This window comes from Microcystis sp. M20BS1, from assembly GCF_020245305.1.
Lineage (GTDB): Bacteria > Cyanobacteriota > Cyanobacteriia > Cyanobacteriales > Microcystaceae > Microcystis > Microcystis ichthyoblabe_A.
On the sequence record NZ_JADBUZ010000215.1, the window covers coordinates 23,455 to 37,383 of the forward strand.

Annotated in this window: 14 protein-coding genes and 1 pseudogene; 3 read left to right on the plus strand and 12 right to left on the minus strand. The window is 43.5% G+C overall.

Features of this window, described 5'->3' with window-relative positions:
* Window positions 1-124: 124 nt before the first annotated feature.
* From IM507_RS20550 to IM507_RS20560, 3 genes are all read right to left on the minus strand, one after another.
* Entirely contained in the window at window positions 125-1,459 is a 1,335-nt protein-coding gene (locus tag IM507_RS20550) for an FAD-binding oxidoreductase (RefSeq protein WP_287637641.1), read from the minus strand.
* A 251-nt stretch (window positions 1,460-1,710) separates the two neighbouring features.
* Complete coding sequence (locus tag IM507_RS20555; protein WP_002737284.1) at window positions 1,711-1,830, minus strand: photosystem II protein Y; 120 nt, start codon at window positions 1,828-1,830, stop codon at window positions 1,711-1,713.
* 65 nt (window positions 1,831-1,895) lie between these two features.
* The gene (locus IM507_RS20560) at window positions 1,896-2,447 is read right to left on the minus strand and encodes a gamma carbonic anhydrase family protein (protein ID WP_002753087.1); all 552 of its coding nucleotides are present in this window, start codon (window positions 2,445-2,447) and stop codon (window positions 1,896-1,898) included.
* Window positions 2,448-2,555: 108 nt separating this feature from the next.
* Here IM507_RS20560 and IM507_RS20565 point away from each other — a divergent pair, with 108 nt between their 5' ends.
* Together IM507_RS20565 and IM507_RS20570 are read left to right on the plus strand one after the other, a co-directional pair.
* The gene (locus IM507_RS20565; RefSeq protein WP_002737231.1) at window positions 2,556-3,071 is read left to right on the plus strand and encodes a TIGR02652 family protein; all 516 of its coding nucleotides are present in this window, start codon (window positions 2,556-2,558) and stop codon (window positions 3,069-3,071) included.
* 16 nt (window positions 3,072-3,087) lie between these two features.
* The gene (locus IM507_RS20570) at window positions 3,088-3,522 is read left to right on the plus strand and encodes a VOC family protein (protein ID WP_002736212.1); all 435 of its coding nucleotides are present in this window, start codon (window positions 3,088-3,090) and stop codon (window positions 3,520-3,522) included.
* Here IM507_RS20570 and IM507_RS20575 read toward each other — a convergent pair.
* Window positions 3,519-4,187, minus strand: coding sequence for a hypothetical protein (locus IM507_RS20575; protein ID WP_287637645.1), 669 nt, complete (start codon window positions 4,185-4,187; stop codon window positions 3,519-3,521). The two genes, IM507_RS20570 and IM507_RS20575, sit on opposite strands and share 4 nt — an antisense overlap.
* Before the next feature lie 611 nt (window positions 4,188-4,798).
* Here IM507_RS20575 and IM507_RS20580 point away from each other — a divergent pair.
* Window positions 4,799-6,652 carry a DCC1-like thiol-disulfide oxidoreductase family protein gene (locus IM507_RS20580; protein ID WP_002737154.1) on the plus strand — a complete coding sequence of 618 codons (1,854 nt, stop codon included), beginning with the start codon at window positions 4,799-4,801 and terminating at the stop codon, window positions 6,650-6,652.
* A 97-nt stretch (window positions 6,653-6,749) separates the two neighbouring features.
* On the opposite strand, the gene IM507_RS20585 is transcribed toward IM507_RS20580, so the two are convergent.
* The 8 genes and pseudogenes from IM507_RS20585 to IM507_RS20620 form a co-directional block, all read right to left on the minus strand.
* Complete coding sequence (locus IM507_RS20585; RefSeq protein ID WP_002735288.1) at window positions 6,750-7,091, minus strand: DUF760 domain-containing protein; 342 nt, start codon at window positions 7,089-7,091, stop codon at window positions 6,750-6,752.
* A 190-nt stretch (window positions 7,092-7,281) separates the two neighbouring features.
* Window positions 7,282-8,445: a GuaB3 family IMP dehydrogenase-related protein gene (locus IM507_RS20590; protein WP_002736752.1), complete on the minus strand. Its 1,164-nt coding sequence runs from the start codon at window positions 8,443-8,445 to the stop codon at window positions 7,282-7,284.
* A gap of 82 nt (window positions 8,446-8,527) precedes the next feature.
* Complete coding sequence (locus IM507_RS20595; protein ID WP_016514875.1) at window positions 8,528-8,764, minus strand: hypothetical protein; 237 nt, start codon at window positions 8,762-8,764, stop codon at window positions 8,528-8,530.
* 294 nt (window positions 8,765-9,058) lie between these two features.
* Window positions 9,059-9,748 (minus strand): lecithin retinol acyltransferase family protein, encoded by a 690-nt coding sequence (locus IM507_RS20600; RefSeq protein WP_002753095.1) that lies wholly within the window; start codon window positions 9,746-9,748, stop codon window positions 9,059-9,061.
* Window positions 9,749-9,857: 109 nt separating this feature from the next.
* Window positions 9,858-10,008 (minus strand): annotated as a pseudogene (locus IM507_RS20605) (transposase); the annotation flags it as partial.
* Between the two features lie 163 nt (window positions 10,009-10,171).
* The gene (locus tag IM507_RS20610; protein ID WP_123230598.1) at window positions 10,172-11,053 is read right to left on the minus strand and encodes a DMT family transporter; all 882 of its coding nucleotides are present in this window, start codon (window positions 11,051-11,053) and stop codon (window positions 10,172-10,174) included.
* Window positions 11,054-11,177: 124 nt separating this feature from the next.
* Window positions 11,178-11,870 carry a glycerol-3-phosphate ABC transporter substrate-binding protein gene (locus IM507_RS20615; protein ID WP_123230599.1) on the minus strand — a complete coding sequence of 231 codons (693 nt, stop codon included), beginning with the start codon at window positions 11,868-11,870 and terminating at the stop codon, window positions 11,178-11,180.
* A 213-nt stretch (window positions 11,871-12,083) separates the two neighbouring features.
* Window positions 12,084-13,787, minus strand: a complete 1,704-nt coding sequence (locus tag IM507_RS20620; protein WP_287637642.1) for a WD40 repeat domain-containing protein — start codon at window positions 13,785-13,787, stop codon at window positions 12,084-12,086.
* Window positions 13,788-13,929 lie beyond the last annotated feature (142 nt).

Here is a 13,929-nt window from a genome sequence, read left to right on the forward strand (position 1 = left end):
CTCCCTTTTCACCGGTTAGTGTTTTAGGTTCGATCCCCCCTTAATCCCCCCTTGATAAGGGGGGCATCTGATAATTTTTAACGCCTACCTACTTATCTTGTTTAATTTAGCCTGAATCGAATCCCTACCCCCTTGCTTCAACCCATGCTCGCATTTTACCCGGATTGTTCAATCCGTAGGGATCGACGAGTTGTTTAAATTCTAGTTGCAGGGGATTAATCTGTCTGCTGCCGCCATCTTCCATGATATAAGTGTGAGGATTGGCAATGGCTGCCCCCTGTTGTTCATAGATAGCAATAATCTCATTTAATCGAGTTTCTGTGGTAAATTCTAGCAAGGGAAGACCGGCGGGAATAACTTTACCTTGAAATCTCAAAAATTCTAGGTGCATCATTATTTCCTCCCCAAAATAATTATAGAGTTTCTCCACCGTGGCTAGATTAAAATAAAAAGCCTGTAGATAAGTTATTTTGGGGTTACAACTACGCGCATGGAGAGTGGTATGATTCCAAGTAAATTCTAAGATACTGTTGCCTTTTTGGGTTTCTTCTGGCGTTTTATAGTAGGTAAGTTCACCATTATATTCTTTAATTAAAGATTCTAATGCGACTCGATCGCTGTCCGATACTATTAACAAAACTGCCGCTTTTCCTGTGGGTAAATAATCCTTAAGAGCGATAAAATAAGCGGGAATTGGCCAGGAGTGCACACTAACCATTTTCTTGACAATGCCATCACTATCACTAAGAGCTTGACCGAATTTAGCGGCGGTGATAAAATCGGCAAAAGTAACGATAAATTCTGCCCAAGGATAACAGGGAGCGAGGGCTATTTCTAACTCGGTAATAATGCCATTGGTTCCGTAGGCATGATTGACTTTTTCTACTTCATCCCCCCGTAGTTCGATAATTTTTGGTTCCGCTTCTAGGGTGACTAATTGCACTGCTTGCAGATTGCCTCTATCCTTCAATTGTCCATAATTAATCGAACCCATGCCCACACTGCCACCCCCGATAAAACCGCCAATTGTCGCCGTCCGATAGGTAGAGGGAGCCATTCTTAATTCCCAACCAATTGCGCGAGCTTGTTTATCAAAAAATGCCATTTTTACCCCCGCTTCTACCCGTGCTGTACCCGGTTCGATCGAGATAATTTTTGTTAGTTTGGTTGTGTCTAAAATTACTCCTCCCTGCAAGGGAACACATTGACCATAATTACCTGTACCCGCACCTCTAACTGTTAAAGGAATTTGGTATTTAACGCAGGTTTTAGCGATGTCAATAACTTCTTGGCTATTGTGGGGACGAATGACTAAATCAGCCCGTTTATCTTGCAGTTGTGCCTCTAAAATGGGACTAAAATGATAATAATCTAAGGAAAGTTTCGCCACTTGCCCCGGATCGGTGATAATTTCCAGATGGGCAAGTTCTTCAATGAGATTTTGATAGTTAGATTTCATGGTTAGGTAGAGATTGCTGAAAAGGTATATTGGTGGGGTTAGGAGCCAGGATTCAGGAGACAGGATTCAGGAGTCAGGATTCAGGATTCAGGAGATTATTTTTATTTATTCCCCCCACACCCTACACCCCACACCCTACACCCTACACCCTACACCCTACACCCTACACCCCAATCAGCGATCGCTGGATAAGAAAAAATTAAAAACCGATCGCCTAGGGGATCGGTTTTACTAAAAATTATAAACTTTTATTAACTTTGTTTGCTGAGAAACTGTTGAGCTTGTCTAATAGCGGCAGCGCCGATATTGAAGAAAGCCCAGCCACCAGCAATAAGCAAAGGGGTTAAAACGATTAACACTCTCCAGTCCATAGATTTCCTTCTCCTCGGTCAGTGCTTAAAAGATTGTTACTTGATTCTCATTTTATATTTATACCCTAAACCGCCCCTTTTGGGAATCCGGTATCAGTACCTTTTCCCCCATGAACGAGGGCAAGTTTAGCATAACGCTCGGCGTGTTCAATCAACTCTTGAGCCTCCTGTGACGACACTTCCCGGACGCGTTTAGCGGGAATACCCACCACTAAAGATCGCGGTGGTATATCTTTTGTCACAATACTACCCGCCCCGACAATACTACCCGCCCCGACGCGCACACCATCGAGAATCACTGCCCCAATGCCGATTAAACAACCGCGTTCAATATGGGCTGCGTGAATTACCGCCCGATGCCCGATGGTAACGTAATCTTCAAGGATAGTAATTTTGCCTGGATCTCCGTGTAGGATCGCCCCATCTTGGATATTAGTATAGGACCCAATTTCGATGCGTTCCACATCGGCACGCAATACCGCCCCATACCAAACACTCACCCCCACAGCTAGGGAAATATCGCCTATTACCGTGGCATTAGGGGCGATAAAAGCCGCTTGACTGACATCGACAATCGGCCAGAAATTAGAAGTTGATCTTAAGTTATCTAAAGACATGGGAGGATCTGCACTAAAGTCGAAAGAGAATACCCGTCCAATTTGGTTGGGTATAATATATATAGGATTATTGGTAAAAAGATAACAATTTTTAGTTTAGGTTCTTCCATGATCAATGCAAGTTTACAATACCCTGTTTTTGGCCCCGATATCCATTGTCCTCACTGTCGGCAGCTAATCCCCGCCCTCACTTTGACGGATACCTATTTGTGTCCGCGCCATGGGGCTTTTGAAGCCGATCCCAAAACGGGTGAGTTGGTTCACTTGCAGTCAGGACGGCATTGGCGACTCTGGAATGGTGAGTGGTATCGTCAACACACTCACCCGGATGGTATTCGTTTTGAGATTCACGAAGCACTCGATCGCCTCTATACCCAAGGATTTAAAGCGACTAAAGTAATTATTGCCAACCGTTATCGGGATTTAGTTAGTTCCTACCTAGAACGTAACACCACTTGGCGCGGTAATGAACCGGGTGAAGCCGCTATTCCCCGTCTCTACGGTTTACCAGTAGAATTTAGTCCCGATGCCCCCGATGAACCCTGTTGGGATGTAATTAACTTTGATCTGGAAAAAGAACCGGGGGTTCCCAAACGCTATCCCTATTTTCGTCTTTTTGACTGATTACTGATCACTGAAAATGCACCATGCTTCTATTCGGACGGCTAATATCCATCGGGCGATCGCTTTTTATCAACTTCTCGGTTTTACCCTAGAGGAAAGATTCACCACGGGTTATACTTTGGCCTGTTGGCTCATCGGGTTAAACGGACGCATCGAATTAATCCAAATTCCCCAACCGAAACCCGCACCCGATGCCTTTGGTGATCAGCATTATGTGGGTTATTATCACTTGTCTTTTGACCTAACAGAAAATGTCAGCAATTTACCAGAATGGTTAGAAAAATTAACAAATAACTTTCAGCAAGCCCATCAAGAGGATGCCAATTTATATCAACCTTTAAATATTCTTTTGCCCCCCCAACAACAGATGATCGGCGATCATGTCTATGAAGTCACCTTTATTGCCGATACAGACGGTTTACCCTTGGAATTTATCCGTCGTTTAACCTAAAAAGATTGTCCCACTTCTAGGACTTTTGTTTGGCCATTGCGAGACAAAATAACCTGTTGATTGCCAACTTCCACTAAAGTCCAACCGTTGACAAATTCCCCCGGAGAAATACGGGTAGTTATGCCCTTATTATCAAATAAAGCTGTAGATTGATCGCCTAAATCCATCACCCCCACCAGGGTATTTTTCACCTGATTATTGGTAGGAATAACCGCTGCCACCGGCGGTTTCACCTCGGGGGCAGCCGGTAATGGTGGTGCAGCAATGTCGGTATTTGAGGGTGTAACTGGGACAAGTTTGGCAGTAGTTTCAGGGGTTTGGGGATAAACAGGAACGTAAATTCTTTCTATGATCTGGGGAGTATTATTAACCGGTAAATTAGCGGGTGGTGCTGGTAGAACTGGCACTACTGGAGAAGGGTTATTTTTGGCAGCAGGATTGGGATCGGGGGATAAAGTTTGACTTTGGCGATCAATAATAGCAAGGGATGATTGCAGATAGGCAATAAATTTTTTATCTTCCTGGGAAATCGTGCCATTTTGAGAGATGGGGGCATTTTTTTGACTGATTAGCCATGCCACCACCCAACCTAGATAGATGCAAGCAATAACAAAAATAACTTTATCTAGGGGCATTCTTGGATTTTCTTCATAGCCCGCCGGCATATTTGTTTCACTCCTTGATCGATGCTGTAGTTTCGATTCTAACAGGATAACACTCATTTATTCTACCTCAATTTTCCTTTTTAACTCAGTGACGGATTTTGTTCACAATGTAGGGGCGAACTGCGTTCGCCCAAAAGGTACATTATCAAAGCGCAAGTCCCTAACCTGTTGGCGGCTGTTTGTAAGTGTGAGTTAGGTGTAGCAGCTTCTTAAAAGTTGCCAAACATTAATCAAGTCAAGGAGAATTTATTCTCAATTTTTATAATTGATAAAGTTTGTGATGCTTAAATAAAGAGGTTTTGACAACCAAATTAAAGCATATCTAAAGAGTTTTGAGTTAAAAGCAAAACTTCAGGTTTTCATTCAGAAGAAATGTACTAACTAATTTTCCAAAAAAAAATTAGTTAACCTATAATTATGACATATAATTAATTCGCAAGAGTTCTAATGTAAAAAACCTATACCTATGAGGGAGATGGGAGATGGGAGAGAAGAATAAATAAAAATAATCTCCTGAATACTGACTCGGAGAATACAGCTTTCTTTTGCCTTTGGCCTTTTTACTTGCTATAAAGTAGGTTTATTGAAAAAGTGGAGGGAATCATCATCCTATGGCGATAATGGCAAAATCATTTAGACAAAGACTAGCAGAGATTTTCGGGTTTGACCTGCGATCGCTGGCTTTATTTCGCATTGCCTTGGCGTTAGTGGTTTTAGTCGATTTATCAGTTCGTTTTAGCCAAGTAACTGCCCATTACAGCGAATTAGGGGTTTTACCTCTAGGAAGCTTATCAAAAGTCTCTGCTAGTCCTTTTTACTGGTCTATTTTTGCTCTCAGTGACTCGGTGCTGGTGCAGAGTATCCTGTTTATTGTCGCTATAGCGATCGCATTATTGCTCTTAATTGGCTATCATACCCGTTTAGCCACGATCGCCACTTGGGCGCTAATCGTCTCTTTACATCATCGCAACCCCCTGTTACTATTTGCCGCCGATGACGTAATCCGGGCAGTATTATTCTGGGCGATGTTTTTACCCCTGGGTGCCTGTTATTCCGTGGAAAGTGCCTTAAACACCAATCCCAACCCCTTACCCAAGCGCGTAGTTTCGGCTGCCACGGTGGCTTTTATGATACAGGTGTGTTACATCTATATGTGGTCAGCGGCCTTTAAAACCAAAAGTGAGACTTGGTGGCCCGATGGTACGGCCGTTTATTACTCTCTCAGTTACGATCAATACGGTACTGCTTTTGCTGGTTTCTTACTATCTTTACCGCAACAATTACTAAAAATCCTGACCTTTTCAGCGTTAATCTTTGAATGGGTGGGTCCACTGCTAATTTTTATTCCCTTTCGCAATAGTTTCTTTAAAATAGTCGCTATTCTCTCGTTTATTCTTTTACATATCGGTTTTGCTCTCAGTTTTCATCTGGGAATTTTCCCGTTTTTGAGTGTCACCCATTGGTTGCCGATCATACCTAGTCTTGTCTGGGATTGGGGACAAAAACGGATGATAACCCCAGAAAGAGAAGGTTTAAGGATTAATTACGATCGAGATTGTGGATTTTGCAAAAAAGTTGTTCATCTTCTCCGCACTTTTCTCATTTTACCCGGCACTCCCCTGTTAGTCGCGCAAGATAACCCCTCAATATACGAGGATATGGTGGCCCAAAATTCTTGGGTAGTGGAAGATTGGCAGGGAAAACGCTGGTTTAAATGGTCAGCATTGGTTTATATTGTCAGTCTTTCGCCGATTTTCTGGTTTTTAGCCCCAATTTTGCGTTTACCGCCCCTCATGACCCTAGGAACGAGAATTTATGAGTGGATTGCCTCCCATCGTCGTTTTATGGGCAATTTCACTAAACCTCTCAAGTTTTGTCCCCTGACGATTAAATCCTCTTTACCCTTAAATATTTTGGTAATTTTCTTCTTATTGTTGACCAGTATCTGGAATTTACGCAGTTTTGTCCGGCAATCGGTCGATAGGGGTGATTTAAATACACCTTTAGTTCAATCCCTCGATCGCTTGCTCACCCGTCGTACTTTTAATACAATTGATATTCTCGCAAGAGTTACCCGTTTAGACCAATATTGGAGTATTTTTGCCCCTGGTCCGCCCCGGGATGATGCTTGGTTTCTGGCAGTCAGTCAATTAGTCGATGGTTCCACGGTAGATTTATTTAGAGAAGGACAGCCGGTAATTTGGGATAAACCCACGGATAGCGATCGCAATCGTTTGTATAAAACCATGCAGTGGCGACAATATTTTATTAATCTTAATCGAGCTATTGGTCGGTCAGTTTATGGAGAGTTTGGTCATTATCTCTGTCAAAACTGGAATCAGCAGCACAGTAGTGATCAACAGATTAAATCCCTGCAACTTTATATTATGCGGGAAAGGACTGTACCCCCCGGAGAAAAACAAGGAATCGAAAAAGAGCTACTCTGGCAGCAAAACTGTCTTTAATCAGTTATCAGTTATCAGTTATTAGTCAGATCAAAGTTATCTTGTAACTAAAATCTGATTGCCTCTTTTTCCCTTTCAAACTAACTACCGCTCAACTTTAAAAATCGCTGGAACCGCTCTGGAGACTAGCGAGGGATTTTTCAAAATTCATTCTCTGTTCAGCATTGCGGAGAAAGTAACCACTCATCATTGCCGAGGCCAATAACCGGCCCAGATGTTCGCGACTGGTACTGATAGTGACACCGAAATGTTCGGAAGGAAGGTTGCCCAAAAGTCCGATAATGTTGCGTTCCATCACTTGAAAAACCTCTTGGGATTCTGGTTTCGAGAGTTGGGCGATTGTTTCGGGACTTAAGGTCTGGACATACTGCCACAAACTCTCGGAAAATTCACTATCGGTACCGAATAAATTGTGAGGGCGATTGTTTTCTCTATACACCTTTGATCTCCTTAACTCAATTTTTTTATAAACTATCCTTTTGGTTCTTCCAATTTAACAGTTTTTTGAGATAGTGGCAGTCGGTAGAACCGAACCTGAAGGGGATGGTCATACCAAGCAAAAAACCCATCTCCAGCACAAATCAAAAACTTAACACTGATGATAACCGATCACTGTTCACTGATAACTTTTATTTACCCATACCTAAATGCTGGGCCTTTTGATAGACTTTACCCTCCGTCAGCAGCGAGGGGGCAATCACCACTTCCACCTGTTGCATTTCCTTTAAGTTCTTAGCACCTAAAGTCCCCATACTGGTTTTCAGCGCCCCTAGGAGGTTATGAGTACCATCATCTAATTTTGCCGGTCCTACGAGGATTTCGGCAATAGTTCCCGTACTGCCCACACTAATCCTGGTTCCCCGGGGTAGAACCGGACTAGGTGTGGCCATACCCCAGTGAAAACCGCGGCCGGGGGCCTCCACGGACCGGGCAATGGGAGAACCAATCATCACCGCATCGGCGCCACAGGCGATACATTTGCAGATATCACCGCCGGTAATAATGCCGCCATCGGCAATAACGGGGACGTATTTACCGGTTTCTCGGAAAAAATCGTCCCTAGCGGCGGCACAATCGGCCACAGCAGTGGCCTGGGGAACTCCCACCCCTAAAACGCCGCGAGAAGTACAGGCAGCCCCGGGCCCGATACCGACTAAAACCCCGGCTGCCCCAGTTTTCATCAGGTTAAGGGCGACTTCGTAGGTGACGCAGTTGCCCAAAACCACGGGAATGGGCATTTCTTGGCACAATTGTACTAAATCGAGGGGGGTGATAGCTTCTGGGGATAAATGGGCAGTGGAAACGACGGTTGCTTGGACAAAGAGAATATCGGCCGCTGCTTGGGCAACGATAGCACCGTATTTGACGGCACCGGCAGGGGTGAGGCTAACTGCCGCAATACCGCCTTTTTCTTGAATTTCTTGGATACGAAGCTCGATTAGTTCCGGTTTAATCGGTTCTGCGTAGAGTTCCTGCATTAAACCGACGAATTCTGCTTTGCCGACTGCGGTAATGCGATCAAGAATCGGGTTAGGATCCTCGTAACGGGTTTGAATACCTTCGAGGTTTAGTACCCCTAGCGCCCCCAACTCGGAGAGAAGGACGGCCATTTTAGTATCCACCACCCCATCCATAGCGCTGGCGATAATCGGGATTTCCCGCTCGATATTGCCGAGAGACCAACGGGTATCGGCTAAACTAGGATCGAGGGTTCGCACTCCGGGTACAAGTGCGATTTCATCGATACCGTAAGCTCTACGGGCTGTTTTGCCCCGACCAATAATTGTATCCACGTTTCTATACTATTTCAGACCTATTTAGCCTAGACTAGCAAATTTCGCACCATCTCGAAAAGCTTTTCGGTATTATGGCAAACTAGGCATCGGGAAAATAATCGCCACAGTCGATCGCTTGTTCGGTGTTGGCGCTCCTGGGTTGTACACTACATTTGAGGCGATAATCGTTGGTAAAGTAGCGGCAGTGGGAGCAAGGGATAGAGTGCATCCGTCGCGCAACTTGCCAACTATCGCGCACGGCACTGGTTAAAGACCAGCAAACTAGAGCAATAATGGCAGCGGCGATTGAAAAACGTAAAATAATCCAGATTTCCATGGCGAGCAACTAAAATTACCTGATGTGGATAGGAATCAACCGAGGCAATTGGCAGAGGGTTAGATAGGGTTTGCGGCAAAAAGTTTGTTGGTGGGGGCAGGGTGTGGGGTGTGGGGTGTGGGGTGTAGGGTTTTACCGATTTTGAGGTAGTCAGTTACCTAATTTTCAGGGAAAAAGTACCTGAATTTTACCCCCGATCACTCCAATGGTCAGCACTTTTTGAGGGAAAAAAGTCTAAAAGCCTTATCCAACAAGGTTTTTAGATTTATTCAGCCAACCCTACTGACATCCAGACTAACCGTTAGCAATCACCAGACTTTTAAGAACATTTTCGGTCATGGCCGCTATTTGATCCAATTGTTCCTGATGGCGTTTTGCCTGTTTTTTGGCTTCTACCTTGCGTTTCAGGGCTTCCCGGGCTAAATCATCGCGATTTCTGCTTAAAGCTTCGATCGCTACTCGATTCCATGTTTCTGCTTCTTGAATGGCTTTTTTGTACTGGGGGTGAATTTCATCCCAACTGACCTTAAGATTGCTTAAAGCCCCTTTTAATAGGGTTTGGGCATTGTTGGGGTCGGCTCCGATGAGGGATTTTTTCAGAGGTTCGTAGAGTCCCACCGCTTGTAAATGGGTAATAATCGGGATAAATTCTTCTATCTGTTGACTTTTGCTAATACCAGTCTTACACCAAGTGGCAAAATGTTCGCAGTTGTTAAAAAGAAGATTATATTTCTGCTCCCCCAGACGACTTAGCGCCCTTTCTACCACCACATCGGGGATAAAGGAAAATCCCACCTCTACATGGCGCACCACATAGATTTTACCGCCCCTAGCAAAGGTTTCTAGGGAAGTTCGTTCCACAATCTCGCTCGGTTTTCGGTAATGAATGACGCTACCATCACCGCAATCGATGCCATGATGAGCATAAACACCCTGAAGATTGAGCAATTCCCGATAGGCGTATATTTGATCCCCTTTAGCCATATTTTTTTAGTGATAAAGTAAACAAGGAGATTGTCTATTGAGTCAGTTTTTCCAGTTATTAATAAGCCATTCAGATTTGGGTATTCTGGTTTTCGTGTTTTACTTTTTGTTATGAATTAAAGCCAGCAAACAGCTTAAGTCGAAAATGTTCAAGATTGCTTTAATTCATAACTTATTCTTTTAATAGGCTTTATTTTTGTATTCATGCCCTCAGTTAATCCATTGGTTGTATAATTTTCACAGTAATTATCTAACCGTTGACTCTGTGGAAGGACTCTGGTGGGGCAGCGGAGAAGGAGAATCACTAACCCTCCTAGAGGCGCGATTCCTGATTTTGAAAATATGCGCTGCCGCTTTTTAGCCAGCCTTTCGCCATAATTTTTGATTATCATCCTTGATCCAGAAGAGCCTTTTCTTATTTTACTAAAGAATGCTTAACAGAGAAACACCAGCCAGTATAATAATACAACCAAATAGTCTTTGTTTGATATTTTTTTCATGAAATAAAAAATAGCCATACCCCACACTCATCAATAAACTGCTTTGTTTCACCGCCACTGAATTCGCCGCCACCGTAGAGGCGATCGCCATGACATGAAACCACATATCTAGGGCTTTTAAGCTAGCCAATAACGTTAATTTAGCAAAATTGGCTTTTAATTTAGACAACCAATTAGGAGAAAAAATTACGACAATCGGGAATGAAATTAGAGCCGTACAAAAATAAAGGGAAGCCGAGAAAAATAAAGGGGATGAATTTTTTGCGCCAATTTTATCAAAAGACGTAGTCAAAGCCCACAGAAAAGCCACTATTATCATTAATCGAGAAGGCTGGTTAGTGATTAAGGATTTCAATGGTGCAAGATAATTTTTTTCTCTAGGATTCAAGTTTAAATAATAAGCCCCTAAGCAGACTAATAAAATACAAAAAAACTGTGCTTTTGAAGGAAATTCATGTAAAAGCACAGGTGAAGTCATCACTAAAAATAGAGGTGAAAACCCCATTAAAGGGACAGTTAGGGATAGATCCCCATAACGCAACGCTCTCATATACAAAATGCCACCAATAGTTGATAGAGTCGCATCTGCCAATAAAGCCCACCAAAAATCTTGCCCAATGATAGGAATGGGATTGGGTGACAACAACAACCAAGGTAGATAAATGATAAGAGTAAATGCTCTTAATGACCATGCCACGAGATATTCGTCTAAAGGTTGATTTCCTTTATTGGTAATAATTTTGCTAAAAACATCTCGGAGAGATTCAAAAAATGCGGCCGTAAAAGAGAAGTATAACCAAGACATAGAGTAAAAGCCTAAATTTTTATAGAAAAAACAGGGGTCAATTTTTATATAGTGACCCCAATTAATTTTATTACAAGAATATCAAAAAGATCCTTGGGTTTATGCTGTTCAAGAAAAAACCTTGCTAGTGGTTAATACAGTGGCGACAATGACGGACACAATGACTACAATCATTATGGATGTAACAAGCTGTTGCACCTTTTACAGGCTTATTTGGCTCAAATGTCCATAAAGTCTGAGTTAATTTGCCCGGGTCAATGCTTGCTTGGACAGTGGCGGAACAAGTTAGTGTACGGGATGCGTCATCTGTTGTTTCAACGATGATTTCCCCTTCAGCTAGTTTGATTAAACCCCGGTGAATAATGGCGATACCGAAAATATCCGCCAGTCCTAATTCTGATAATTTGGTAGCCATTTCAGCTAAAAATTCATGATTAGAAGTTACCGATTCAGCCGCCTCTTTAATATTGTGAGTCTCATGATTAACTCGGGCAAATTCGAGGGGAAAATAGTTACATTTTCCTAATTGTTGAGCGGCTTCGACTTTCCATAAGTAGGCGGTCACGTCCGAACAATCGGCTTCAATCCGAGGCTGAATAAGAAACTGATTATCAACAAAGTCCTCGACCAAACGCTCCTGTGGCTCGAGGTCAAAGTGTTTGTGGAGTAATGATACACCTACGTCTTGATGTAAATTATAGGCACAGATTACGTCTCCAAGTTCCAGTAGATGGTCTTGGCATTTTTCCAACTTTTCTCGGGCGATGGAGAATTCATTGAGTTGGTTAAAAATGTTGGGGTTATATGTGGTTCTCATGGTTACTTTTTCATTCCAAACTAAGTGAGTTGACGAAGATGTTGTCTGAGATGATTACAGTGTAGGGGAGATTCTTATGAAAATAGCTGTTGATGGATTTATTTTTTTAAGAAATGTTCAGTTATCGAAAGTTTGGAAAAAAAGTTGATAATTAAGACCGTGAAAAGGAGGAGCGTGAATTTTTTTTCAAGGTATGGCTGAGAACATCGGCAGTTAGCGAGAAGTTTTCAGAGCTTGTTGACAGACGGGAAGTTCTTGTAAGTCTCGCGGGTGGGAGACAAAATAATCTTTCAGCCAATGACATCCCCGGACGAGTAAAGCATCTAAATCCTCGATCGGCCAAAGTCTGACGGTTTTATCATTTGAACCAGTGGCGAGATACTTACCATCGGGACTAAACGCTACACTTTTGACATCCTCTTGATGTCCTTTGAATTCTGCGAGGATATTGCCTTGGAGATCCCATAAGCGAGCCGTGTTATCACTTGAGCCAGTAGCGAGATACTTACCATCGGGACTAAAGGCTACACTCCAAACCCTATCCCGATGTCCTTTGAATTCGACGATAAGATTGCCTTTGAGATCCCACAAGCGAGCCGTATTATCCGCTGAACCCGTAGCGAGATATCGGCCATCGGCGCTGAAAGCAATACTGGTACTGGTATAAGAACCTTGATGATTCTTGAATTCCACGAGCAAATTGCCTCGAAGATCCCAGATACGGACAGGTGTGTCCCCTGCCCCAATGGCGAGATATTTCCCGTTGGGACTAAAGGCAACACTGAGGACTTTTCCCGTATGTTCTTTGAATTCCACGAGTAAATTTCCTTGCAGATCCCACAGACGGGCGGTTCCATCGGTTGACCCAGTGGCGAGATATTGGCTATCAGAACTCAAAGCAATGCTTGTTAAAGACCCTTCGTGTGCCTTGAATTCTACGAGTAAATTCCCTTGCAGATCCCACAGACGGGCGATCGTGTCCCATGACCCCGTGGCAAGATATTTACCGTCGGCACTCAAAGCGACACTCGTGACATCATCTGGATGTTTGAATTCCACCAAGGAATTGCCTTGAAGATCCTGAAGACGAGCAGTGTCATCCCACGACCCCGTGACGAGATATTTACTATCCGGACTAAAAGCCACACTGTCAATCACATCCCGATGTACCTTGAATTCCCTGATAAGATTGCCTTGGAGATTCCATAAGCGAGCGCTTCGATCCGATGATCCCGTAGCGAGATACTTGCCGTCAGGACTAAAAGCAACACTGGCAATCGCATCCCGATGTCCTTTAAATTCCCCGATAAGATTGCCTTGGAGATTCCATAAGCGAGCGCTTCGATCCGATGATCCCGTAGCGAGATACTTGCCGTCAGGACTAAAAGCAACACTGGCAATCGCATCCCGATGTCCCTTGAATTCCCTGAATGAGAAGTCCTGGAATTCCACGTATGAAATGTGTTGAAGGTTCCAAAGACGAGCGGTACTATCTAGTGACCCTGTGGCGAGATATTTGCCATCGGGACTAAAAGCAACGCTTTCAACATCCTCTCGATGCCCCTTGAATTCCGCGAGTAAATTGCCTCGAAGGTCCCAAAGACGAGCCGTATCATCCCTTGAACCCGTGGCGAGATATTTACCATCGGGACTAAAAGCCACACTTGTGATATCCTCTCCATGCCCCTTGAATTCCACAAGCATATTGCCCCGAAGATCCCAAAGACGAGCCGTATCATCCCTTGAACCCGTGGCGAGATATTTACCATCGGGACTAAAGGCGATACTCCAAATAACAGATTGCCCTTTAAATTCGGCGAGCAAATTTCCTTGCAGATCCCAAAGGCGAGCGGTACTATCACTATCCATTGCGCCCGTAGCGAGATATTTACTATCGGGACTAAAGACAACACTCACAACGCCAATTCAAAAATGAAACGCATCAACCTCAAGAGTTGACAAAGAAAGGCTCATCAGGTACTGTCTGATCATTAACAAAAACAAATCAGACCCAAAATGAGCCACCAACATCTTAACATAGAACAAAGAAACTTGCTCT